We start from the raw sequence: 24,015 nt of genomic DNA on the forward strand, positions 1-24,015 counted from the left end.
GGCATGTGGCAACGATGCACGGCGTTCCTGATGACCTTGCTGCTCCTCTGCCTGGGAGTGGCGCCGGCTTCGGCGGAGGGCAACGGCGGCACGCGCCTGCTTCCGCTCGGTGACTCGATCACCGACGGCTTCAACGTTCCCGGCGGCTACCGCATCAACCTCTGGCGCGCCTTGGCCGGCGCGGGTCACCTCACCGACTTCGTCGGCACCCAGTTCAACGGACCCGGCGACCTGCCGGACCACGACCACGAAGGCCATTCCGGCTGGCGGATCGACCAGATCGACGCGATCGCGACCGGCGTCGTGCGAGACACCGCACCGCGGACCGTCCTGCTGCACATCGGCACCAACGACATCGTGCAGAACTACGACCTGGCCGGTGCTCCGGCCAGGCTGAGCGCTCTGGTCGACCGCATCCGTGCGGCGGCACCGAACGCGGACGTGTTCGTCGCGTCCGTGATCCCGTTGTCCGACCCCGTGCTGGAGGCCAGGGCGAACGCCTACAACGCGACCATCCCGGACATGGTGCGGAGCAAGGGTTCCCGCGTCCACTTCGTCGACATGCACGCCGCCCTGGGTACGGGCGACCTCGCCGACGGCGTGCATCCCTCGCGTGGTGGCTACGACAAGATGGCCGCCCGCTGGGCTTCCGCGCTCGCCGCCGTGCCCGGCTCGGCCGGGGACGACGGCGCTCCGGTCACCGTGCCCACCGGCCTGCGGTCGTTGCGCGTCACCACTCCCGGCTTCACCGACCGGTACGTGCGGCACCAGAACGCGCTGGGGTACACCGAACACGTGGACTCCGGCAGTTCCGCGCTGCTCAAGGCCGACGCGACCTGGCGGATCGTACCCGGGCTCGCCGGCGGGTGCTACAGCCTGGAGTCGCGCAACTTCCCCGGCTACTTCCTGCGCCACCAGGGCAGTCGCGTGAAGATCAGCGCCAACGACGGTTCGGCTCTGCTCAAGGCCGACGCCACGTGGTGCGCCCGGTCCGCGCCGACCGGGGTGCGGCTGAGCGCGTGGAACTTCCCAGGTTCCTACCTGCGGCACGTCAACAGCGAGCTGTGGCTCGCGACCCCCGGCGGCTCCGGTCCTCAGGACACCGCCGGGAGTCTCGTCGCCGACCTCGGCTGGTCGGTCGACACGCCCTGGGCTCCCTAGAGCCCGGTGCTCCAGCGCTGGTTCGGCGCCCCGTTGCAGTCGTGGATCTGCAACCGGGTGCCGTTCCCGCCCTGACCTCCCGGCACGTCGAGGCAGCGGCCCGAGTTGGGGTTGAGCAACGAGCCGTCCGCGCGCTGCACCCACTGCTGGAACACCGAGCCGTTGCAGTCGTAGACCCAGAGCGGTGTGCCGTTGCCGGTCTGTCCACCTGGGACGTCCAGGCACCGGCCCATCGCGCGGATCGTGCCGTCGGTCTCCACCGCCCACTGCTGCACGGGCGCGGTGTTGCAGTCCCACAGCTGCACGGCGGTGGCGTTGAGCTGCCCGCCCGCGGCGACGTCGAGGCACCGGCCCAGGGCGTTGCGCACGCCGCCCAACGCCCTGGGGACCGTGGCGCCGGCGGGGAGGCGCAGGACGTTCTCCCGCCGGTTGCCCCGCGCCCAGGCGGGGTCGCCCAGCCCGATGGCGCCGTTCGCGATCCGGCCGGTGAAGTAGTCGCGGTACCAGCCGAGCCAGTACGGCAGACCGCCGGAGTTCTGGTTGTAGCCGTAGGCGGCGGCGCAGTGCACGCCGTCGGTGCGGCTGGGATCGTCGGCGCACTGCGGGGCGCGGCCGGTGGCGAGCTGGCGGAAGTAGAACTGCGCGAGCCCGTGCAACGCCTCGTGCGTCCAACCGGCGAGCGCGTCCTGGTTGTAGCCCAGGTCGTCGCGCGCGTTGACGCTGCTCCAGCCGGTGTTGTGCGGGCCGGTGCCGCCGAGCGTCCAGTAGGAGTGGTTGCGGAACGGCCCGTACATCAGCACGCCGTCCCACTCGCCGGGGCGAACCCAGCGCGCGGTGTCTCCGCCGACGTCCTCGGGCCGGATGATCCCTTCAGCGCTCGTGCTCGTCAGCGCGTCCGGGGAGATCTGGACGGACGTCTGGAGGAACACGGTGCCACCGGTGAGGTCGCGGACCATGCGCGGCCAGGTGGTCAGGAAGGCGTTGCGCGCCGCGTCGACCTGGGCGGCGGACAGCTGCCCGCCCCAGCCGGGTGCGGTGGAGGTGGGTTTGACGATCATCAGGAACCGCAGGGCGACGGTGGGACGCGCTGCCGCGGTGGTGATGTTCGTCAGGTGCTCGACCCGTTGGGCGGGCGAGCCGTTGCAGTCCCACAGGCGCAGCCGGGTGCCGTTCGCCGTCGCGCCGTTGGGGGAGTCGAGGCAGCGTCCGGACAACGGGTTGATGAGCGTGCCGTCCGGGCGGTGCAGCCACTGCTGCGGCGAGAGGCCGTTGCAGTCCCAGATCTGCAACGGGGTTCCGGCGGCGGTCGCGCCACCGGGGACGTCCAGGCACCGGCCGTTGACGGTGATCGACCCGTCCGGTCGCCACGTCCAGCGCTGCACGGGCGCGGTGTTGCACGTCCAGAGCTGGACGGCGTCCCCGTTGCGGCCACCTCCGGCGGCGGCGTCCACGCACGTGCCGCCCACCGCGCGCAACGCCCCGGTGCGGTCGGCCGCCGGGGGCAGGGTCGCGGCGCCGGCGTAGGCGCGGCACACGCCGTCCGGCCCGGCGTCGGTGGTCACCTGGGCCACGCGGTCGCCGTCCAGCGGCACGAGGGTGGGGCTGTAGTTGGGGCAGACGCCAGGGCGTGCCGCGGGCACGCTCACCGGGACCGGGAGTGCGGTCCAGGAGTCGAGCGACTGGCCTGCGGCGAACATCGCGAGGCCGTTCAGCGCTGCTGTCGAGCCATTCGCGTTGAGGACGCGTTGGCCGATCAGCAGCACGCGTCCGGTCTGCGTGACCGCCAGCGTCGGCGTGGCGACGAGGTAGCGGCCGTCGGCGGTGCGGGCGAGCGGGCCGAGGTCGGCCGGATCGCCCCAGTCCCAGCCGTTCGGCGAGGTGCGGTACCGGACCGCGCAGTCGAACTGCCCGCCGAAGCCGCACACCTCGTAGGCCATCAGGTAGGTGCCGTTGTGCAGCCTGCGGACCGAAGCCATGCCTGGCCGGTGGCCTGCCGCCGTGCCGGCGACCGTGGTCGTGCGCTGGGTCCACTGCAGACCGTCGGTGCTGACCACCCTGGCGAGGACCTGGCTGCGGCCGGGCTGGCCCTCGTCGGCGAAGTGCAGCACCAGCCTTCCCGAGGCGTCGATCGAGAACTCGGGCTCCCACAGGCCGCCGGTGTTGCTCGCTCTGACCGCCGTGGACAGCAGCGTCCAGGTGCGGCCGACGTCGTTGCTGCGCCACACGCGCAGGGACATCCGCCGGTCGGGAGCGTCCTGACCGGCGGAGCCCGCCCACAGCAGCGTGCCCGGTGCGAGCGAGCCGACCTGCCGTGGCAGTTCGAAGAGGGTGGTGCAGCACAGGCCGGTGCGCGCCTCGGGGTCGGCGACGGTGCCGACGCGGCGGTAGGTCACGCCGCCGTCGGTGCTCTCGCTGATCGCGCCCACGGGCCCGCCGCCGGGAAAGCCCGTGGTCGTCAGCAGCATGCGTCCGCTGTTCGCCAGCCGAATCGCTCTGGGGTACATCGCGGCGTCCTGGCTCACCGGAGTGCCGGTCGCCGCGGTGGCCGGAGTCGCGGACACCGCGCCGATGATCATCAGGAGTGCGAGGAAGAGTGCTGAACTTCGGCGTTTCACCGTTGAACCTCCCGAGTTCGCCCGATCGGAGAATCCCGGCGTTCTTCCCGGCGTGTCAACGAGTTCCGCGCGGCAACCGCGAAACATCGTGACTTTCGTCGCGGACACGCCGCTGTTCGACGAAATCGACGCACCTTTCGGACGCTTTCCTTGCCATCCCAGGGCATGCGCCTCACCGTGAGAGCGCTGGGAGCGCTCCCAGATCCCCGATGACGTGGAAGGAAGACCGATGCGAACGTGGACCCTGCTGGCCACCCTCGCCCTGGCGCTGGCCGGTGTGACGGCGACACCGGCCCAGGCCGCCGTGGAGATCTGTGAGCAGTACGGCACGACGAGTCTCGACGGCGGCCGGATCATCGCGCAGAACAACCGGTGGGGAGCCTCGACCGCGCAGTGCATCAACGCGGACGGCACCGGCTTCCGCATCACGCGAGCCGACCACAACAACCCCACTAACGGCGCCCCGGCGAGCTACCCGTCCGTCTACAAAGGATGCCACTACGGCAGCTGCACCACCGGCAGCGGACTCCCGTTGCGCGTCAGCGACTTCCGCAACCCCCGCGCCACCTACGACATCAGCACCCCGGACGCGGGCGAGTGGAACGCGTCGTTCGACATCTGGTTCGACGCGAACCCCAATCCGGCCGGCCAGAACTACGGCGCCGAGGTGATGATCTGGGCCAACCACCGCGGTCGCCCGCAACCCATCGGCTCCAGGAGCGCCACCGTGAACCTCGAAGGCGCCACCTGGGACGTGTGGATCGGCAACATCGGCTGGAACGTCATCTCCTACGTCCGGCAGCAGCCGACGAACCTCATGTCCGACTTCAGCGTGAAGGCTTTCACCCAGGACGCCGTGAACCGCGGCCAGATCAACCCGGCCTGGTACATGACCAGCGTGCAGGCGGGGTTCGAGCCTTGGGTCGGCGGCGCGGGCCTCGCGGTCAACCGGTTCGGCTTCACCGTGGACGGCGGTGGTGGCGGTGGCGCCCAGAAGATCGTCGGGGTGGGCAGCAACCGGTGCGTCGACCTCGATGGCTGGGGGACCTCGGACGGTACCGTCGCGATGCTCTGGGACTGCCACGGCGGTGCCAACCAGCGGTGGGAGTGGCGTGGTGAGTCGCTGGTGAACCCGGTGTCGGGCAAGTGTCTTGACGTGCGTGGCAGTGGTACGGCCAACGGAACCCAGGTGTGGCTCTGGTCGTGCCTGGGGAACGGCGCTCAGCGGTGGGTGCGCGATGCCAACGGGAACGTGCGGAACCCGCAGTCGGGGCGGTGCTTGGACGCCGTTGAGCGGGGGACCGCGAACGGCACGCGGTTGCAGCTGTGGGACTGCGGCGGTGGTGTGCAGCCCCAGCAGCAGTGGCGGTTCGAGGCTTAGGCCCCGATCAGCCGTTCGCTCAGCTCCCACAACCGGCGCGCCGACTCCGGGTCGAGCGCGTGCGGTGCGACGTCGGTGAGCGGCGCCGTCCCGATCGTGCCGTCGAACGGGGTGGCGTCCACCGGCGAGATGTCGTTGTTCTTCAGGTAGATCCCGCCGATGTCGTCCAGCAACGGGCTGGTGGCGGCGAACACCACGGTGCTCGCCGCCTGCGCGGGAGTCTTGCGTTCGGTGTCCGGGTCGATGATCGGCTCGCCCGCCTCGTCGATGAGGCCCATGGCTTTCAGGGCTTCGGGCGGGAACATGCCGTCGGCGCCGCGGGCCAGGGTGGTGGCGACCGCGATGCCGGGGTGCACGGCGTAGGCGTGCAGACCCGTTGCGGCGTAACGGCGTTCGAGCTCGATGGTGAACAGGATGTTCGCGGTCTTGGCCTGGCCGTAGGAGGCGCCCGCGTCGTAGCCGGTGGCGAAGTGGAGGTCGTCCCAGCGGATGTCGGAGAGCCGGTGACCGCCGGAGGTCAGGGTCACGACCCGTGCGCCGGGCAGGGCGGGCAGCAGGGCCTTGGTGAGCTGGAAGTGGCCCAGGTGGTTGGTGGCGAAGACCTTCTCGTAGCCGCGCGGGTCGAGTTCCAGCTTGTCGGAGCCGATGCCGGCGTTGTTGACGAGGATGTCGAGCGGCCTGCCCGCGGTGAGGTGGCGCTCGGCGAACGCGTCGATCGAGGCGGGGTCGAGCAGGTCCAGCCGGACGACCTCGACTCCGGGCAGGACTGGGGCGCGGTCCGGGTTGCGGGCGCCGACCGTGACGGTCGCGCCGGCGTTGCTGAGGGCTCGGGCGGTTTCCAGGCCGAGGCCCGCGGTGCCGCCGGTGACGATCGCGTGCTTCCCGGTGAGGTCGATGCCCTTCAGCACGTCGTCGGTGGTCGACGCGGCGGTGAACCCGGTGCCCAGGGGGCGTTGCTTTTCGAACATGGTCTCGACGCTAAGGCGCGTGACTCGAACTCTGAATAATTGAAAGTCCGGAAAAGTTGAGCGATAGTTCGGACGTGCGGAGCGACGCGTTGTCCGAGGTCTTGGAGCTCATCGACGTCCAGGGCGTGATGACCGGCGGGTTCACGGCCAGCGGGGCGTGGGTCGCGCAGGGGGAGCTGAGCAGGCCACTGGAGTTCGTCGTGCTGGCGCGCGGGCGGGCCAGCTTCGAGACGAACGGGACGGCGGAGCCGGTCGAGGTCACGACGGGGGATGTGGTCGTGCTCAACCGGCAGACCTGGTTGCGGGGACGTGGTGGGCCGGCCGGGGAGGTGCCGCGCGAGATCGACGTGACCCGGCCGGGGGAGTTCTCGCCGCACGACGACGACGCCGTGATCGGCGGGCACCTGCACCTCAACCCGCTCGGTCAGGTGCTGCTGTTGCAGGCGCTGCCGGACGTGAGCGTCGTGCGCGCGGCCGCCGGGTCGTCGTTGCGGTCGCGGATCGACCAGCTGGTCGAGGAGTTCACGTCGGACCGGATCGGTGCCGCCTTCGCCGTGCGGCAGCACGCCCAGCTGGTGGTGCTGGACGTGCTGCGCGCACAACTCGGCCGCGCGGACCTGCCGGTGGGGCTGCTGAAACTCCTCACCGACGCGCGGCTGCTGCCGGCCGTCACGTTGATCCACACCCGGCCCGGTCACCCGTGGCAGCTCGGTGACCTGGCCAGGGCGGCGGCCATGTCCCGCACCACGTTCGCGACGCGGTTCCGCGCGGTGGCCGGGGTGCCGCCGCTCACCTACCTGTGCCGGTGGCGGATGTTGCTGGCCGAACGCGCCCTCCGCGACACCGACGAGCGCGTCGGCGCGCTCGCGGCGTCACTCGGGTTCGGGTCGGAGAGCGCGTTCTGCACTGCGTTCAAACGCGAGGTCGGCGAGTCGCCGCTGAGGTTCCGCTCCCGCGCCCGGCTACTCGGTGCCCTCGAACACGACGGCCGCGTCCGTGCGGGCGGGCTGGCCCCACACGAGGTCGCGCGCGGCCGGATCGGCGCTGAGGTAGTGGCGGAACCACGACGTCATGACCCGCTTGGCCGCCACGAGCTGAGCGGCCCTGGTGATGGAACCGTTGTCGCAGAACAGACCTGACGAGTCCATGAAGCCGCAGTGGAACCCGCCGGTGATCGTCCGCAGCTGCTTCGACGGTGGCTTCGCGGCGAACATCGGCCGCTGGTGGTCGGCGATCGGCGTGATGGTGTCCTGGGACCCGGCGAGGAACTGCGCCGGTGCCGCCAGAGTCGCGGCCGCCGCCTTGGCCGACGGGGTGGTCTCGGCGGCGGCGTAGGTGGAGACGGCGGTGATCCTCGGGTTGCGGGAGGCCGCGAGCACCGCCGCGCCGCCGCCCATGGAGTGACCCGCGACGCCGAGCGCGGCCGTGCTGATGTGGTCGCGGAACCGCGAACCCGTGGTGGTGTCCTGGGCGACCAGCCAGGTCAGGCCGGTGTTGAGGTCGTCGGCGAACGTGCCGTGGTTCGGGCTGAGACCGCCCTGCGTGGTCGGCACCACGACGACGAAGCCCCACGATGCCAGGTGGTTGCTGGTGCTCGTGTACTTCGAGGTCGCCTGGAAGAAGCCGTGCCCGAAGGCGATCGCGGGGAACCGGCCGGTCGCGACCGGCTGGTTAGTGCCGGCGGCGGTGGCGGGGTAGTGGACGCGTGCGGCGACCGACCGGCCGCCCGCGACGGCGGTGACATCGCTGTACGCCACCGGGTACGTGCCGGGCAGGCCGTAGTCCGGTGGCGCCGCTAACGCGCTCGGGGCGGCCAGGGTGGTGGCCGCCAAGGCAAGGATCAGCGCGAGAACTCGCATGAACCGCTCCTCGTGAGATGGGTGGATGCGCGGTGCTCAGGAGGCACCGCGACGTCAGGGTTTCCCGAACCGCATCCGCAGTCCGGTGACCGCGAGGTGCAGGCGCGGCCGGGCGTGCGCGAGCCTGGCTAGCGGGCCGTCCGGGGAGAACCGCCAGCGCAGCCGGGCCGGCCGGACGCGGGCGGAGGTGCGCAGGGGAGTGCGGGCGGTGCGGTGGCCGAGCGACTGCCAGACGGAGGTCGCGATCCACGCGGGGAGACCAGGTGCAGGCCGTGAGGGGACCTCGGCACTTGACTCGGCGCGTGTCTTGGCGGTCTCGCGTGCTTCCGCGATCCCGTGTGCCCGAGCGGTCAGGTGGGGCGTGGCGTCGAGCGCGAACTCCGCCATCTCCTTGGGGATTCCCCACATCGCCCGCGCTCCTCGCCGCGACGTCTCGTCGTCCACCCAGATGTCCGTGATGGACAGTCCGAACCGGACTCCCCGGCGCACCACGACCGCCGCCATCAGCTCGCGGTACGAGAGCAGCCCGGCGGGCGAGTAGTCGACGAACGCGGTCACCACGACCACCCGCCCGAACAGGCTGAGCGGCGCCACGCCGGCGGGCAGCAGGGGGACCGCCGAACGTGGCGCCGTCCACACCGTGAGCCAACCCCGGCCGCACAGGGTCCACGGTGCAGCAGGAAAGTCAGGCATCGGAGGCTCCCTCGCGCAGAGCGCCCGGCGCGCCCACCGGCACGGCGGGGCGGAGCGGGGGGACGGCCGGGATCCGCCGGTAGCGCGCGCCGAGCGGTGGGCGCGGGTCCGGCTCTCCCTTGCGCGGCCACAACGACATCGCGCGCTCGGCGAGCGCGGTGATCGTCAGCGCCGGGTTGACGCCGAGGTTGGCCGGGATCGTGGACCCGTCCACGACGTGCAGGCCGGGGTGGCCGTGCACGCGGTGGTACGGGTCGACCACGCCGGTGGCGGGGGAGTCGCCGATCACGCAGCCGCCGATGAGGTGGCCGGTCAGCGGGACGTTCGCCAGGTCGGTCCACGCGCCCCTGGGCACCCCGCCCGCGCGGGCCGCGAGCCGCCGCGCCACCTCGTGCCCGGCCGGGATCCACGACGGGTTCGGCGCGCCCTCGCCCTGGGCCGTGGTGAGGCGGCCGCCGCGCAGGCCGGTGGTGAGCGAGTTGTCCAGGCTTTGCATGACCAGCAACGCGATCGTCTCCTCCGACCACCTGCGGGGTGTGTGCGTGCGCAGGGCGGTGCGGAGCTCGCGGCGGAGCTGGGCGAGGCCGCGGCGCATCCGGGAAGGGCCGCCGTCGACGAGCGTGGTCATCAGCAGGCCCAGCAGGTTGCTGCCGCGCCCGTACCGCACGACCTCGACGTGCGTGTCCGCGTCCGGGTGGATCGACGACGTGATCGCGATGCCGCGCGAGTGGTCGATCCGGCCGCCGGGGGTGCGCACCGCGACGACCGCCTCGGAGTTGGTGCGGCACAGCGCTCCGAGCCGTGGCGACAGGCCCGGCAGGCCGCCCCGGTCGCGGATGCCGTGCAGGAGTTTCTGCGTGCCGAGCGACGCCGCCGCGACCACCACCTGACTGCTCGTGAACGCACGCTCTGCGCGGCTGCCGGTGCGGCGGGTACGCACCACGTAGCCGTCGCGTGCCGGCCGCACGTCGATCACCGTCGTCAACGGCCACACCTGTGCGCCCGCCTGCTCGGCGAGGTGCAGGTAGTTCTTCGGCAGGGTGTTCTTCGCGCCCGCTCGGCACCCGGTCATGCAGGCGCCGCAGGAGATGCAGCCGGTGCGCCGCGGGCCGGCCCCGCCGAAGAACGGGTCCTCGCCGTCCGGTCCGAAGTGGACACCCACGCGGGTGGGCCGGAACGTGTCCTCGACACCCAGCTCGGCCGCGACCTGGCCCAATAGCCGGTCGGCCTCGGTGCGCACCGGGTTCTCGACGACGCCGAGCATCCGGCTCGCCTGGTCGTAGTGCGGCGCGAGCTCGGCCCGCCAGTCGGTGATGTGCGCCCAGCGCCGGTCGCGGAAGAACGAGTCCGGCGGTTCGTAGAGGGTGTTGGCGTACACCAGCGAACCACCGCCCACACCGGCGCCGCTGAGCACGAGGACGTCGCGCAGCAACGTCATCCGCTGGATGCCGGTGCACCCGATGCCCGGCGCGAACAGGTAGTCGCGCAGGTGCCAGGACGTGCGGGGGAGTTCGTGGTCGGCGAACCGGCGACCGGCCTCCAGCACCCCCACGCGGTAGCCCTTCTCGGTCAGCCGCAGCGCGGTGACCGCGCCGCCGAACCCCGAGCCGATGACGAGCACGTCGTAGTCCACGTCTCACACCTCTTCCGCGGCCTTGACCAGCACGTGGTCCTCCGCCCGCAGGCGTGCGGTCCGGCGCAGGTACTCGGCGGTGCCGCCGGGCCAGTTGGTGGTGACCGACCCGTCGTCGGCGCGGTACCAGGAGCCGCAGCCGCTCCACACGCCGTGCCCGAGCCGGGATCGCATCTCCGCGTCGAACGCGGCAGCCACCTCCGGCCGCACCTCCAGACCACCTCCGCCGGAGCGGGCGAGGAGGCGGACTGCGGCGACGACGTAGCGGCTCTGCGCCTCGATCATCGTGATCACCGAGTTGCCCCCGAGGTTGGTGTTCGGGCCGTACACGAGGAAGAAGCTCGGGAAGCCGGGCACGGACAGGCCGAGGTGCGCCCGCGGCCTGCCCGCCCACACGTCGGCGAGCTCACGGCCGTGCGCACCGATCACCCGCATGGGCAACCGGAAGTCCGCCACCTCGAACCCCGTGCCCCAGATCAGCACGTCCGCCGGGTGCACCCGCCCGTCGCGGGTGCGCACGCCGTCGGAGGTGACCTCGGTGATCGGTTCGGTGACCACGTCGACGTCCGGCGAGGTCAGCGCCGGGTACCAGTCGTTGCTGAACAGCACCCGTTTGCAGCCCGCCTGCTCGCGTGGCCGCAGCAGCGCGCGCAACCGGGGGTCGCGCACCCGGACGTGGCGGTGCGCGGAGGCGAGCCCGGCGACGAGACTCCGCGAGAACCGTCCCGAGTTGAGCAGACCGGTCAGCGTCTCGCCGACGAGCCAGACCCCCGCGCGAGCGGCCCGTGCGGCCCAAGGGCGTGCCGGGGAACGGGTTTCCGCGTCGGGCTTGGGCAGCACGTGCGGTGCCGAGCGCTGGAACACGGTGAGATGGTCGGCCAGCGCACGGATGCGCGGCACGAACTGCACCGCGCTGGCACCCGTTCCCACCACCGCGACCCGCCGGCCGGTGAGATCGACGTCGTGCCGCCACCGCGCGCTGTGGAAGACCGGGCCGTGGAAGCGGTCCACGCCGGGCAGGGCGGGAACCGACGGCCTGGTCAGCTGACCGACCGCCGACACGAGCACGTCCGCTTCCACGACACCGCCGCCGGCCAGTGTGACGCGCCATCGGCCGCCGTCGAAGGACGCGGAGACGGCCTCCGCGCCGAACCTGATCCGGTCCCGCACCGGCTCCGCTGTCCGCCGGAGGTAGGCGAGCACGTCCGGCTGCGTGGCGTACCGGCGCCGCCGGTCGAGGTGGGGAGCGAAGGAGTACGAGTAGAGCGAGGACGGCACGTCGCACGCAGCGCCGGGGTAGGTGTTCTCCCGCCAGACCCCGCCGACGTCCTCGGCGCGCTCCAGCACGGTGAAGCTGTCGAAACCGGCTCTGCGCAGGGACAACGCCACACCGAGACCACCGAACCCGGCACCGATGACGACCACTTCCGGGATAGCAGGCACGAATTCGAAACTAGGAACAACCACCCGTTCGCACCAGGACAACGGCGGCCGGGGAATTGACAATCGCGGCCATGAGGACGTTGGCCGACCCGGCGACCCGGCACTGGGACTTCCCCCGCGGCATCGCGAGCGTCGCACTCCTGCTGCGCTACGGCGTCGAACGGGGGTTGCCGCGGCACGACCTGTTGGCGGGCAGCGACCTCACTGACGGGCAGCTCGCCGACCCGGCGGCCGAGATCACCGCCCACCAGGAGCTCGCGGTGGTGCGCAACCTGGCCGCGCGTCTCCCGGACGCGGGCGTGGACGCGGGCCGTCGCTACCACGCCACGACGTTCGGCGTGCTCGGCCACGCGTTCCTCAGCGCCGCGACCGTGCAGGACGCGGTCGACCTGGCGTTGCGCTTCCTGGACCTCAGCTTCGCGTTCACCGCGCCCACCGCCGCGCTGAACGGCGACCGGCTCGTGCTCTCGCTCGACCCCGGCGCGTTGCCCGCCGACGTGGCGCCGTTCCTGGTCGAACGCGACCTGGCCGCCATCCACACGGTGATCGGCGAGCTCGTCGGCGGCGAGGTGCCCGTCGTGTCGGTGGAACTCCGTCACCCCGCGCCGCCCGACCTCCGGGTCCACGAAGAGGTCTTCGGCGTCGGCCCGACGTTCTCCGCGCCCCGCGACCAGTCCGTTGTGGACGCCGCACTGCTGGCGAGAGCGCTCCCACTCGCGAGCCCGGAGGCGACGGCGTTGTGCGAGCAGCAGTGCGAGGACATCGCCGCACGTCGCCGTCGCAAGCCGGGCGTCCAGGACGAGGTCCGGCGGCTGCTGGAGAGGTCCGCGCGGTTCGAGGAGACGATGCCGGACGTGGCCAGGGCACTGGGCCTCAGTCCGCGCACGTTGCGGCGCAGGCTCACCGAGTCCGGCACCGGCTATCAGGCACTGCTGGACGAGGTGAGGGCCGCGCGCGCCGTCGTGCTCCTCGCGGACCGGGGACTGTCGGTCGAACGCGCGGCGGACGCGCTCGGGTTCGCCGAGTCCGCGAGCTTCATCCACGCCTTCCGCCGCTGGTACGGCACCACGCCGGCCGGTTTCGCCCGGTCGCGCGACGCCTGAAGCGACTCTGAAGGATCAGCCCGCTCCCTGGTCACGCCCGGATGTCCGACGAACACTGTCCGCCATGGTGCAACTGGACGATCGCGCCGCGGTACGGAGGCTGCACGACCGGCTGGGCACGGGCCCGCGGCCAGGGGATCTGGACAGGACGTTCGACGCGGCCCTCGACGCGCTGCTCGCGGAGGACCCCGCCGGCGACGTGCTCCCGCCACAGCCGGCCAGCCCGCCCCGCCCGGCCAAGGGCGACCGCGCGGCCAAGCAGGACGCCGCCCACCAGCGCGGGGAGGACGAGCACGCGCTGGCGACGTGGTGGCTCGACCGCATGGTCACGACCGGCAGACCCGCCGTCGAGCGGATGACGTGGTTCTGGCACGGGCACTTCGCGACGAGCGAGCAGAAGGTGCGCTCGCCGCGGTCGATGCTGGCGCAGAACGAGACGTTCCGCGGGCTCGGCATGGGACCGTTCGCGGACCTGGCCCAGGCGCTGGTGATCGACCCGGCGATGCTGATCTGGCTCGACGGCAACGACAACCGCTCGGGCGCCCCCAACGAGAACCTCGCCCGCGAGTTCATGGAGCTGTTCACGCTGGGCGTCGGCCACTACGGCGAACCGGACGTGCGGGAGGCCGCACGGGCGCTGACCGGCTGGACGGTGCGCGCGGACACGGGCAAGGCCGAACTGGTCGCGAAACGCCACGACGACAGCAAGAAGATGGTCTTCGGGCAGTCGGCGCAGTTCACCGCGAAGTCGTTGGTGGAGCTGCTGTTGTCCCGCAAGGAGAGCCCCGAGTTCGTGGTGGGCAGGGCGTGGTTCCGGCTGGTGTCCGCGCAACCGCCCGCCGCCGACGTCGTCGCCCGGCTGGTGCCCGCGTTCCGCCGCGACACGCGTTCTCTGGTGCGCGCCATGGCTTCCGAGCCCGCGTTCCGCGACGCGGCGAACACGCTGGTGAAGCAACCCGTCGAGTGGGCGGTGGGGCTGATGCGCGCGCTGAACGTGCGGCCGCGCGACCTGACCCGCAAGCAGGCGGACGCGCTGCTGAAGTCGTTGCGCGGACTGGGACAGACCCCGTTCCGCCCGCCGAGCGTCGGCGGCTGGCCCGCCGGTGGCGCGTGGCTGACGACCGCCACCTGGCCGTCGCGGCTCGACCTGGCGAAGCTCGTGGCCGAGCGCGCCAAGCCGGACTTGGGCACCGCCGACCGGATCGAGGGGGTGCGGCGGCTGCTCGGCGTGGACTCGTGGTCCGACCGCACCAAGGACGCGCTCGGCAAGGTCTCCGGCAACCCGGCACAGCTCGTCGTCGTGGCGGCGAACTCCCCCGAATACGTAGTGAGCAGGTGAACTGATGGACACCCTGACCCGACGCCGTTTCCTCACGCTGTCCGGGGTCACCGCGGCCGGTGCCCTCGCGATCGGCGCCACCCAGGTGAACTGGGACGACCTCATGAAGGCGGCCTCCGACAACCCGCTGGACGCGAGCCAGGGCGTGCTCGTCGTCGTGACGCTCTACGGCGGCAACGACGGCCTCAACACCGTCGTGCCCGCCGAGGACCGCGCCTACCAGGACGCCCGCCCGGACCTCGCCTACGAACCGGGCGAGGTGCTCGGCCTGGGCGAGGGCCTGGGCCTCAACCCCGGCCTCAAGGGCCTCAAACAGCTCTGGGACGAACGCGGCCTGGCCGTCGTGCGCGGCGTCGGCTACGCCCAGCCCGACCACAGCCACTTCCGGTCCATGGCGATCTGGCAGACGGCCTCGCCGCGCACGTCCGTGCCGTCCGGCTGGCTGGGCCGCTGGCTCGACGAGACCGCGGGCGACGACCCGTTGCGCGCCCTGTCCGTCGAACCCCTGCTGCCCCCGATGCTCGCCGGCGAACGCACGGCCGCGGCCTCGTTCCCGCTGAACGGCCTCAAGCTGCCGTCCGGTCCGCTGGGCGACGCGTTCGCCGCACTGGGCCAGCCCGCGAACGGCGAGGAACCCTGGCAGGCGCGGGTGTCCCGGTCCATCGCCGACCTGCGCCGCACCGCCACCACCCTCACCGGCTCGCCCGAGGGCGGCAAGCTGCCGGACGACGACCCGGACGAGCAACGCGACAAGGGCGCCTCGGCGGGCGGCGGCGGTGCGCTGGGTGCCCAGCTCGACGTGGTGGCCCGGCTGATCGAGGCGGGAGCGCCCTGCCGCGTCTACTCGGCGTCGCTGGGCGGCTTCGACACCCACTCCGACGAACGCGCGACCCAGCAACGCCTGCTGTCCGAACTGGACGCGGCCGTCGCGCCGTTCGTCCGCAGGGTCGGCAAGCGCGCGGTCGTGCTGGTCTACTCCGAGTTCGGCCGGCGGGTGCGGGCCAACGCGAGCGACGGCACCGACCACGGCACCGCGGGCCCGGTCTTCCTGCTGGGGGCGGGCGTCCAGGGCGGCTTCTACGGCGCGCAGCCGAGCCTGACCGACCTCGACGACGGCGACCTGAAGCAGACCACGGACTTCCGCGACGTCTACGCGACCGTCCTGGACCGCGTCCTCGGCACGGAACCGGCGAAGGTGCTGAAGGACCACACCGGGCAGCTGGACGGAGTGTTCGCCACCTGAGCCTGACAGAATGCTCAGCGTGCTGAACAATGTGCTGAGGTACGGGGCAGCGGTCCTGAGCGTCGTGGTGCCGCTGGTGCTGCTCGCGCTCGCGTGGAGACCGCTGACGAACGGCCACCCGGCACAGCTGGTCCTGCTCGGCGTGGTGGCGCTGGCCGGCGTCGGGCTGGCGTGGTGGGCCCCGCCGTGGCTGGCGGCGGTGCTGGCGGTCGTGCTGCTGGTGCCGGCGGTGTACCTCCAGCCGTTCGCCGCCACCGAGCCCGCCGACGACGCGACGGTGCTGCGGCCGGACGGCCCGGTCCGCGCGGGCCTGGTGTTCCACCCCGGAGCCCGCGTGGACCACCGCGCCTACGTGCCGCTGCTCCGGCGCGTGGCCGCGCAGGGGTTCCTCGTGGTCGTGGTGAAGGAACCGCTGAACATCGCCCTGCTGAGCGGCGACACGGCGAGGCTGCGCGCCGCTCACCCCGAGGTGAAGGCATGGGCGGTCGGCGGCCACTCGCTGGGTGGCGTGGCGGCGTCGAAGGACGTGCTCGCGGACCCGTCCGTGCGCGGCCTGGTGCTGTGGGGCTCCTACCCGACCGACGACCTGTCCGGACGCGCCGGCCTCGTCGCGTGGTCGATCCACGGCGAACGGGACGGCTTCACCACCGCCCAGGACATCGCCGAGTCACGGGCGCGGCTGCCCGCGGACACCCGGTTCGAGGAGATCCCGGGCGCGGTGCACGCCTTCTTCGGTGACTACGGCGACCAGCCGGGCGACGGCGTGCCATCGGTGTCCCGGGCCGAGGCCCAGGGCGAGATCGTCGACCGGACCGTCGCGGCGTTGTCGGCGCTCGCGGCCAGGCTGCCGAGCAGCGCCAGCGACTCCGCGGAGGGCGTGCCCGGTTCCGGGTGATAGATCACCAGGACCTGGCCGTCCGTCCCGGCGATCCCGTACTTCTCGCGGTGCAACCGCAGTTCGCCGACGTCGGGGTGGTGCAGCGTGGCCGGGCCGCCGGCCGGGGCGACGACGGACTGCCGAGCCCAGAGCTGCCGGAACCGGTCGCTCCTCATCGACAGCTCCCCGACGAGGGCGACCGCGCGCGGGTCTTCGGTCTCGTGGCCCAGACCGGCCCGCAGCTGCCCGACGGCGCTCGCGGTGGCCCGGTCCCAGTCGGCGTGCAGCCGCTGTTCGGCGGGGTCGAGGAACGCGGCCAGCAGCCGGTTCACGCCGGGCCGCAGGTTCGGGGACAACGCGACGGCGAGCGGATTCGAGGCCAGGACGTCCAGATACCGGTCCTGGACGAAGGCGGGCAGGGTCAGGCTGCGCAGGAGCAGCAGCGTGCCATCCGGCACCTGCGCGGACGTGTCGCGAGCCTGTCTGGGTCGTGGGCGGACCAGCCCGAACAGGTAACCGGTCGCGGCCTCGTCCAGCAGGAGGACCCTGGCGAGCGCGTCGAGGATCTGCGGTGACGGGGTCCGGTCGCGGCCCTGCTCCAGCCGCAGGTAGTAGTCGGAGCTGATCCCGGCCAGGGTCGCGACCTCCTCGCGGCGCAGGCCCGGGGTGCGGCGGCGACTGCCGCCGGTGAGGCCGACCTGCTCGGGGCGCACCTGCTCGCGGCGCGCGCGGAGGAACGCTCCGAGGGCGTTCTGGTCGTCCATCTCCCCAACGTACGACACCTGGTCAGCTCTCCGCCCAGTCCGTGAGGCCCGCGGTCGCGCGCTGCGCCTCGACGTCCGCGAGCCGTTCGGCCAGGGCGGCCTGGATGAACCGGTGCGCGTCGCTGCCCAGCACGAGTCGCTTCGGCGCGGGGGACTGGTCGGCGGAGGCGATGATGCGCGCGGCCATCTTCGCCGGGTCGCCGAGGGACGGGCGGCTGCGGTCGCCGGCGCCGCGGGTCATCGCCGCCGGGGTGTCGTCGTACTCGGGCATCGGGGTCGCCGTCTGAAGGCTGCCGAAGCGGAACTCGGTGCGCGCGCCGCCCGGTTCGACGATGGTCGTCTCGATGCCGAACGGGGCGACCTCCTTGCCGAGCGCGTCGACGAAGCCCTCGACGCCGAACTTGGTCGCGTTGTAGAGCGACGCGCCGGGGTTGGTCGCCTGACCGCCGTAGGTGGAGATCTGGATGATCCGGCCGCCGCCTTGGGTGCGCAGGTGCGGCAACGCCGCGCGGACGACCTGGATCGAGCCGATCAGGTTGGTGTCCACGATGTGCGTGATCTGCTCGTCGGTCAGCTCCTCGGCCGCGCCGAACAGCCCGTAGCCGGCGTTGTTCACGACCACGTCCACGCGGCCCAGGTCCGTGACGGCCTGGTCGACCACCCGCCGGATCGCCGCGGTGTCCGTGACGTCGAGCAGACCGACCCACAACGCGTCCGGGTAGGACGCCTTGAGGTCGTCGACCGAACCCGCCTTCCGGACGGTCCCCGCCACCACCTCGCCCCTGGCGAGCAGCTGCTCGGTGAGGTGACGGCCGAAGCCGCTGTTGATGCCGGTGATGAACCACGTGCGCGCTGCCATCGCGAAACTCCTCGAACTGGACGCCACCGCTGGTTCGGCGGCGCTGCGTCCAGGTTCGCGGCGTGTGCGGGAACGAGGGAGAGCCGAGATCTTCCTGGGAGAACGAGGACCAGGCTGGCGGCGAGGTCACGCACTACACCGCACCAGGACCGGTGTGAAGGTTCGCTGAGCCGCCTGCGCTGTTGAATACCTTTTCACGTTTTTGCCGTCAACGTCCGACAGGTGCCTCCTGGCGGTATGTGAGCGTCCGTCAATCATCAGATTGAGTTGAGCTGCGCAGGAGACGCTTTGGGGTTATTCCTAAAGATTCGCGGACCGGTGTCACCTCGTTGACATCGTTCTGTCAGCTCGGCCATCATGGGAAACACGATAGAAGATCAATGTGAAAGGTTGTTTCACATCTCGCCTGGTGAGAGCGTCGGCCAATTGAGATAAAAGCGGCGAGTCCCGCAATAACATTGCGTTCGGGCGCCGCGAGCTTGAGGTTCGGCGATGTTTTCGCGACTTTCGCGACAACGATGACAGGTGACGTTGCCCGGGCCGGACAACACGCATGGGAGAGTTTGGCGTGTCTCAAGGGAATCTGGAAAAGGGCTTCGATCCCTCGTTCGTGCCCAGCGTCGCGGTGCTGGCGCCACCGCACGGTCGCGAGGCCGAGCTGAGCGCGGTCGAGGACGTGATCTCCACGATCGAGGCGGGTGCGCAGGCACACGTCGTCGTGGTGCAGTCCGAGTCGGGTTCCGGGAAGACCTGGGTGCTGGAGCGGGTCGCGGCCCTGGCGGCACGGCGGGGGTTCGCCGTCGTGGACGGCGTGTCGCCGGGGTCCACCAGGCACGTCTCGCTGGTCGGCGGGCGCGCCCCGCGCGGTGAGGACGACCGCATCTCCGTGCTGGCGGCCGGGTGCGAGGCGCAGGTCGCCGGGCATCTGCGCGGTGCGCCGGTGCTGGTCGTCGTGGACGACGTGCAGCGGGTCGAGCCCGCGTTGGTGCACGCGTTCGGCATCGTGATGGCCAAGTTCGCGAACGCCCCGGTGTTGTGGCTGTTCGCGCTGGACTCGGCGCACGCGGAGGCACCGAACGGTCAGCTGCTGCACTCGCTGGTCCGGCAGCAGCGGGTGAAGAGGCTGGGGCCGCTGGAGCCGTTGTCGGGCGCCGCGGTGGTGAGCCTGGTCCAGGGACTGGTCAAGGCCGCGCCCGATCCGGACGTGATCGCGTTGTGCGAGAGCGTCGGCGGCGAGCCGCAGTCCGTGGTGGACCTGGTGATGGCGCTCCAGCAGGAGCGGTGCCTCGTCGTCGGGAGCGGCGTCGTGTCGCTGGCCGGCGGGGCGCCGTCGGCGGTCGAGGCCGAGCCCGGTGCGCGGCTGCCCGAGGCGTTCGTGAGGGCGGTGCGGGCGCGGCTCGGGCGGTTGTCGTTGCGGTCGCGGGAGGTGCTGCAGGTCGCGGCGGTGCTGGGCGACAGGTTCCCGCCGCAGGACCTGGCCGAGATGCTCGGCGAACGGACGTCGCAGCTGCTCGGGCCGTTGCAGGAGGCCATCCGGGCCGGGGTGATCGACAGCGACGGCGACGAGTTCGCGTTCCACCGCGAGCCGGTGTGGCTGGTGGTGCTCGGCACGGTGCCCGCGTTGCTGCGGTCGATGCTGCACCAGCAGGCGGCGACGATGCTGATCGAGCGGAACCGCGTCGAGGCCGCCGCCGTGCACCTGGTGCACTGCGCGAAGCCCGGCGACGAGGACGCCGTGCGGATCATCCGGGACGCCGTGGCCGGGTTGCTGCCGGCGGCGCCGAGGACCGCGGCGGCACTGGCGACGCGCGGGCTGGAGATCGCGGACGGCGAGGACCGGGTCGTGCTCGCCACCAGCGCGGTGGCCGCGCTGGTGCGGCTGGGGGATCTGGGCGCCGCCGTCGATCTCGCGACCGAGCAGCTCGGCTCGTGCGCCGGGGAGGCGTCGGGCGAGCTGCGCAACTGGCTCGCGACGGCGTTGATGTTGCGCGGCGACGAGGCGGCGGCGAAGGACGTGGTCGCCGGGCGGGACGAGCCGTGGCCGGACCTGTTGCTGCTCAACACCTTCTCCGGCGAGGAACGGCACGAGGTCGTCGCCGTCGCGGAACGGGTGCTCGCGGAACCCGGCGCGCACGGTGACGCCGTCCGGGCGGCCGCGCTCACGGTCCGGGCGCGGGTGCGCTGGCGCGAGGGCGAGCTGGACGACGCGCTGACGGCCACCGACGAGGCCATCGCGCTGCGACCGGGCCTGCCCGAGATCAGCCAGGCGGACCCGTTGTGGATGCGGGCCTGGATGCTCACGAGGGTGCGCAGGCTGGACGAGGCGCTGGCGGCGACCGAGCAGGCGCGGCGCACGATCGACGACCAGAACATGGGGGTGCTCAGCGCGCTCCCGCTGGCGTTGCGGGCGGAGATCCTGCTGGTCAAGGGAGATCTGGCCGGGGCGGAGGCCGACGCGACGGCGGGTCTGCTGGCGTCCGAACGTGCCGGCACGCCTGTCTACGAACCACAGCTGCGCGCGGTGCTGGTGATGGCGGCGCTGCGGCGGGGCGATCTGGCGGCCGCGACCCGGCACCTGCGGTGTCTGGAGAGCCGGGTGCCCGGTGGGCCGCCGGTGTTGTTGCGCTGTCTGCTGTCGGCGTTGCTCACCTCGGCCGGGCGGGGGGCGGGGGAGGCGCTGGAGGAGCTGCGCGAGGTGATCGAGGACCCCGCAGCACGCCGGAGGCTGGTGCTGGAGGACCCGTCGTCGACGTCCTGGGCGGTGCGCACGGCGTTGAGCGCGGGGGAGACCGACCACGCCAAGCTGATCGTGGTCACCGCGGAGGAGCTCGCCGCGGCGAACCCGGAGCACCGCGCGTTCGTCGCGGCGGCACGGCACGGCCGGGCGTTGCTGGAGCAGGACGTGGCGGCGCTCGAAGGCCTGGAGGACCTGTACGGCGAGGACGTGTGGGCGGTGGCGTCGCTGGTCGAGGACCTCGGTTCACTGCTGCGCGACGACGACCGCGACCGGGCGGTACCGGCGCTCAACCGCGCGATGGAGCGCTACGACGAGTTCGGTGCGGCGTGGGACGCGGCACGGGTGCGGCGCAAGCTCCGCCGGCTCGGCGTGCGGCGCCGGCACTGGAACCACGAGGCCCGCCCCGACTCCGGCTGGGGCAGCCTCACCACCGCGGAGGCGAAGGTCGCGGCCCTCGTCGCGCACGGCCTGACCAACCGGCAGGTGGCCACCGAGCTGTTCGTCTCCCCGCACACCGTCGGGTTCCACCTCCGGCAGGTCTACCGCAAGCTCGACATCCGTTCCCGAGTGGACCTGGCCCGCATCGCACCCTAGTGCCGGGTCACCACCACGCTGTGCGGGCCGTGGAACACGATGTCGTGCGGGAACTTCACACTGTCCACTGTGTACGGGCCGAGTACGTCCAGCAGCAGGCCGAGGCCGATCTCCAGCTCGGCACGGGCGAGGGTGGCGCCGAGGCAGTAGTGGATGCCGAGGCCGAACCCGGTGTTGCGGCCGCCCGCGCGCCGCAGGTCGAGCGTGTCGGGTGCGGTGAACCGGGCGGGGTCCCGGTTCGCCGCACCGAGCATCACCATCACCCTGGTGCCGGCCGGGATCGGCACCCCGGCGATCACGGCGTCCTGGTGCGCCCACCGCCCGACGGCCTGCACGGGCGGGTCGAACCTGACCAGTTCCTCGACGGCGGCCGGGGTGACCCCGTTCCGCAGTTCGGCGAGCGCCTCCGGCCGGGACGCCAGTGCCAGCACCGACTTGCTGAGCACGTTGGTCGTCGTCTCGTGCCCTGCGGTCATCAGGTGCACGCAGGTGCCGACGATCTCGTCCGACGACAACGGCTCGCCGCGCGTCTGGGCGGACACCATCAACGACACCAGGTCCTCGCCGGGTGAGGTCCGCTGTCGTTCCATCAGCGCCAGGAAGTAGTCGCGGAGTTCGCGGGCGGCCCGGTCGGCGATCGCGTGCGCGTCGGGGTTCGCCGCCGCACGGACGCTGCTCGCCTCCTGCAGGTCGACCGCGCGGTCCCGCAACCAGCCGGAGTCCTCGCGCGGCACGCCGAGCAGGTCGGAGATGACCAGGATCGGCAGGGGCGCGGAGAACCTCTCCACCAGGTCGAACGTCACCGGCAGGTCGGTCAGCAGCGTCTGGGCGATCTCGGTGATCCGCGGCCGCAGGTTCGTCACGACCGCCGGCGAGAACTCCTTGTTCAGCACCGACCGCAGCTCGGTGTGCCGAGGCGGGTCGAGGAACACCAGCCAGTTCTCCACCAGGGTGCGCAACGCCGACGTCACTGACACCGGGCTGCCGCCGCCGGAAGGCGAGCGGCGGCCGAACGCGGCACTGGTCAGCGTCTCGACCGCGGCGTCGTGGCCGAACACGTAGCAGGTGCCGTCCGCGAACTGCACGGGTCCGGCGGCGAGGTGGCGGGCGAACACCGGGAACGGGTCGCGCAGGTTCTCGTCCGACCAGCCCTTCAGGGAGAACGGCTTCATCGCGCACCTCCGCGCACGGTGTCGGCGATGGTCGAGGCGTCCGAAGGCAGTTCGGTACCGCGCCACGCCACGTGCCCGTCCGGTCGCACCAGCACGAACGGCCGTTCGTAGGCTGCCGCGATCTCCTCGGAGAGCTTCTCCGCGCGGAACGGGATGCCGCGCGTCCCGAACGCGTCCGCGAACGCGCCGAGCAGAGGCGAGTCCTCGAAGTGCGCCAGCACGAACCCGTCGCCGAAGAGGTCCAATGTGGACACGCCGTCCTTGACCCACGCGTGCGGGGCGCGGGACCCCGGCCGGGTGTTCGGACGGCGGTCCTCCAGGTTCTCCGCCGTCGGGTCGTCGATGATCAGCGGAGACCCGGCGTAGGTGAAGCCGAGGTGGATCTCCGGTGCGTCGAACTCGCGGGCGACCCCGCCGCGCTGGAGCCCCTCGCTGATCTTCGCCCGCATCTCCGCACCTCGCGGAGAGTCCTCGTTCAGGAACGGCGGCACCTCGCGCCGCATCGCCCGTTCCAGGTTGCGGTTCGCCTCTTCCAGGCCCTCGAACGCGACGGGCTGCCGTTCGGTCGTGTAGCTGTCGAGCAGACCGGGCCCGGCCCACCCGCGCAGGTCGGCGGCGAGCTTCCAGCCCAGGTCGGCGGCGCCGCAGATGCCGGTGTTCATGCCGAACCCGCCGGACGGCGACAGCGTGTGCGCCGAGTCGCCGACCAGGAAGACCCGGCCGGAACGGAAGTTCTCGGCGACCCGGTGCACGAGGTGCCACTCGTTGTCGGAGAGCACCTCGATCGGCGTCTCGAACGCGATCGCCTTGCGCACCAAAGTCTCCGCGTCCTGCAACGACTCGGGCGACCCCTGCAGCCCGACCGTCATCCGGTACAGCCCGGAACCGTCCAGCGCGCGCACAGGGAACCGCAACGCCGACGAGATCATCAGGTAGAAGAAGTTGGCGATCCTGTCCCCGAGTTGCGCCCGCAGTTCTGGCGCGCGGAACAGGACGTTGCGGAAGACCAGCGTGTCGTGCACGGCCGGAGCCGCGATGCCCAGCAGCTTGCGGATCGGCGAGCTCGCGCCGTCACAGGCGATCAGGTACCGCGCGCGCACCTCGGTGCCGTCGCTCAGCACCGCGGACACGCCCTCGGAGTCCTGCGCGAACGACTCCAGCCGCGTGCCCATCCGCACCGGCCCGTCCGGGTGCACGCCGACGGCCTTGCGCAGCAACGGGCCCAGCCAGTGCTGAGGGCAGATCGCGTCCGGTTCCGGGGTGTGCCGGAACTCGGGCCGGCTGCCCATCGTGTGCCGGGGGAGGCGGAACAGCTCGTGCCCGCCGATCCGGGTCGTCCACACGCAGTCCAGCGGGTGGTCCGAAGGCCAGCCCGAGTGGCGGATCGCGTCGGCGATGCCCCAGCGGCGGAAGAACTCCATCGACCGCGGCCCGATGCTGGACACCTTGGGGTGACCGACCGTGCCGTCACCGGCCTCGACGAGCACGAAGTCCACGCCACGCGACCGCAGCTCCAGCGCGGTCGCCATGCCGGTCGGCCCGCCGCCGACGATGATCACTTCGGTGTCGAGCAC

16 protein-coding genes and 2 pseudogenes are annotated in these 24,015 nt (G+C 72.1%); 8 read left to right on the forward strand and 10 right to left on the reverse strand.

Annotated elements, in window-relative coordinates; all coding sequences use genetic code 11:
- Positions 1-3: 3 nt before the first annotated feature.
- Positions 4-1,161 (forward strand): AbfB domain-containing protein, encoded by a 1,158-nt coding sequence (locus ACFWNN_RS08865; protein WP_382439307.1) that lies wholly within the window; start codon positions 4-6, stop codon positions 1,159-1,161.
- Here the strand turns inward: ACFWNN_RS08865 and ACFWNN_RS08870 are convergent.
- Positions 1,158-3,776 carry a ricin-type beta-trefoil lectin domain protein gene (locus ACFWNN_RS08870; protein WP_382439308.1) on the reverse strand — a complete coding sequence of 873 codons (2,619 nt, stop codon included), beginning with the start codon at positions 3,774-3,776 and terminating at the stop codon, positions 1,158-1,160. The two genes, ACFWNN_RS08865 and ACFWNN_RS08870, sit on opposite strands and share 4 nt — an antisense overlap.
- Positions 3,777-4,005: 229 nt before the next feature.
- Here ACFWNN_RS08870 and ACFWNN_RS08875 point away from each other — a divergent pair, with 229 nt between their 5' ends.
- The gene (locus ACFWNN_RS08875) at positions 4,006-5,157 is read left to right on the forward strand and encodes a ricin-type beta-trefoil lectin domain protein (protein ID WP_382439309.1); all 1,152 of its coding nucleotides are present in this window, start codon (positions 4,006-4,008) and stop codon (positions 5,155-5,157) included.
- On the opposite strand, the gene ACFWNN_RS08880 is transcribed toward ACFWNN_RS08875, so the two are convergent.
- Complete coding sequence (locus ACFWNN_RS08880) at positions 5,154-6,125, reverse strand: SDR family NAD(P)-dependent oxidoreductase (RefSeq protein WP_382439310.1); 972 nt, start codon at positions 6,123-6,125, stop codon at positions 5,154-5,156. The genes ACFWNN_RS08875 and ACFWNN_RS08880 overlap by 4 nt on opposite strands.
- A gap of 74 nt (positions 6,126-6,199) precedes the next feature.
- Here ACFWNN_RS08880 and ACFWNN_RS08885 point away from each other — a divergent pair.
- Positions 6,200-7,069, forward strand: a pseudogene (locus tag ACFWNN_RS08885) (AraC family transcriptional regulator); the annotation flags it as partial.
- A gap of 18 nt (positions 7,070-7,087) precedes the next feature.
- Here ACFWNN_RS08885 and ACFWNN_RS08890 read toward each other — a convergent pair.
- From ACFWNN_RS08890 to ACFWNN_RS08905, 4 genes are read right to left on the reverse strand one after another with little or no spacing between them, the layout of a single operon-like run.
- Positions 7,088-7,984 (reverse strand): alpha/beta hydrolase family protein, encoded by an 897-nt coding sequence (locus tag ACFWNN_RS08890; RefSeq protein WP_382439311.1) that lies wholly within the window; start codon positions 7,982-7,984, stop codon positions 7,088-7,090.
- A gap of 54 nt (positions 7,985-8,038) precedes the next feature.
- Positions 8,039-8,677, reverse strand: coding sequence for an acetoacetate decarboxylase family protein (locus ACFWNN_RS08895; RefSeq protein WP_382439312.1), 639 nt, complete (start codon positions 8,675-8,677; stop codon positions 8,039-8,041).
- Positions 8,670-10,310 (reverse strand): FAD-dependent oxidoreductase, encoded by a 1,641-nt coding sequence (locus ACFWNN_RS08900; protein WP_382439313.1) that lies wholly within the window; start codon positions 10,308-10,310, stop codon positions 8,670-8,672. The genes ACFWNN_RS08895 and ACFWNN_RS08900 overlap by 8 nt, the downstream gene beginning before the upstream one ends.
- Before the next feature lie 3 nt (positions 10,311-10,313).
- The gene (locus tag ACFWNN_RS08905) at positions 10,314-11,753 is read right to left on the reverse strand and encodes a flavin-containing monooxygenase (RefSeq protein ID WP_382439314.1); all 1,440 of its coding nucleotides are present in this window, start codon (positions 11,751-11,753) and stop codon (positions 10,314-10,316) included.
- Between the two features lie 71 nt (positions 11,754-11,824).
- Between ACFWNN_RS08905 and ACFWNN_RS08910 the strand changes: the two genes are divergently transcribed.
- From ACFWNN_RS08910 to ACFWNN_RS08925, 4 genes and pseudogenes are all read left to right on the forward strand, one after another.
- Complete coding sequence (locus ACFWNN_RS08910; RefSeq protein ID WP_382439315.1) at positions 11,825-12,856, forward strand: AraC family transcriptional regulator; 1,032 nt, start codon at positions 11,825-11,827, stop codon at positions 12,854-12,856.
- Positions 12,857-12,920: 64 nt separating this feature from the next.
- Positions 12,921-14,195, forward strand: a complete 1,275-nt coding sequence (locus ACFWNN_RS08915) for a DUF1800 family protein (RefSeq protein WP_382439316.1) — start codon at positions 12,921-12,923, stop codon at positions 14,193-14,195.
- A gap of 4 nt (positions 14,196-14,199) precedes the next feature.
- Positions 14,200-15,438 (forward strand): DUF1501 domain-containing protein, encoded by a 1,239-nt coding sequence (locus tag ACFWNN_RS08920; RefSeq protein ID WP_382439317.1) that lies wholly within the window; start codon positions 14,200-14,202, stop codon positions 15,436-15,438.
- Between the two features lie 10 nt (positions 15,439-15,448).
- Positions 15,449-16,165 (forward strand): annotated as a pseudogene (locus ACFWNN_RS08925) (alpha/beta hydrolase); the annotation flags it as partial.
- An 11-nt stretch (positions 16,166-16,176) separates the two neighbouring features.
- Here ACFWNN_RS08925 and ACFWNN_RS08930 read toward each other — a convergent pair.
- Both ACFWNN_RS08930 and ACFWNN_RS08935 read right to left on the reverse strand, forming a co-directional pair.
- Complete coding sequence (locus ACFWNN_RS08930; RefSeq protein WP_382439318.1) at positions 16,177-17,079, reverse strand: helix-turn-helix transcriptional regulator; 903 nt, start codon at positions 17,077-17,079, stop codon at positions 16,177-16,179.
- Between the two features lie 22 nt (positions 17,080-17,101).
- Positions 17,102-17,938, reverse strand: coding sequence for an SDR family oxidoreductase (locus tag ACFWNN_RS08935; RefSeq protein WP_382439319.1), 837 nt, complete (start codon positions 17,936-17,938; stop codon positions 17,102-17,104).
- A 568-nt stretch (positions 17,939-18,506) separates the two neighbouring features.
- Here ACFWNN_RS08935 and ACFWNN_RS08940 point away from each other — a divergent pair.
- A complete protein-coding gene (locus ACFWNN_RS08940; protein WP_382439320.1) occupies positions 18,507-21,269 on the forward strand; it encodes a LuxR C-terminal-related transcriptional regulator in 2,763 nt (920 codons plus the stop codon).
- On the opposite strand, the gene ACFWNN_RS08945 is transcribed toward ACFWNN_RS08940, so the two are convergent.
- Positions 21,266-22,441 carry a cytochrome P450 gene (locus tag ACFWNN_RS08945; RefSeq protein WP_382439321.1) on the reverse strand — a complete coding sequence of 392 codons (1,176 nt, stop codon included), beginning with the start codon at positions 22,439-22,441 and terminating at the stop codon, positions 21,266-21,268. The genes ACFWNN_RS08940 and ACFWNN_RS08945 overlap by 4 nt on opposite strands.
- Positions 22,438-24,015 (reverse strand): FAD-dependent monooxygenase, encoded by a 1,578-nt coding sequence (locus ACFWNN_RS08950; RefSeq protein ID WP_382439322.1) that lies wholly within the window; start codon positions 24,013-24,015, stop codon positions 22,438-22,440. Before ACFWNN_RS08950 ends, ACFWNN_RS08945 begins: the two co-directional genes overlap by 4 nt.

Origin of the sequence: Lentzea sp. NPDC058450 (assembly GCF_042721395.1) — a bacterium.
Lineage (GTDB): Bacteria > Actinomycetota > Actinomycetes > Mycobacteriales > Pseudonocardiaceae > Lentzea.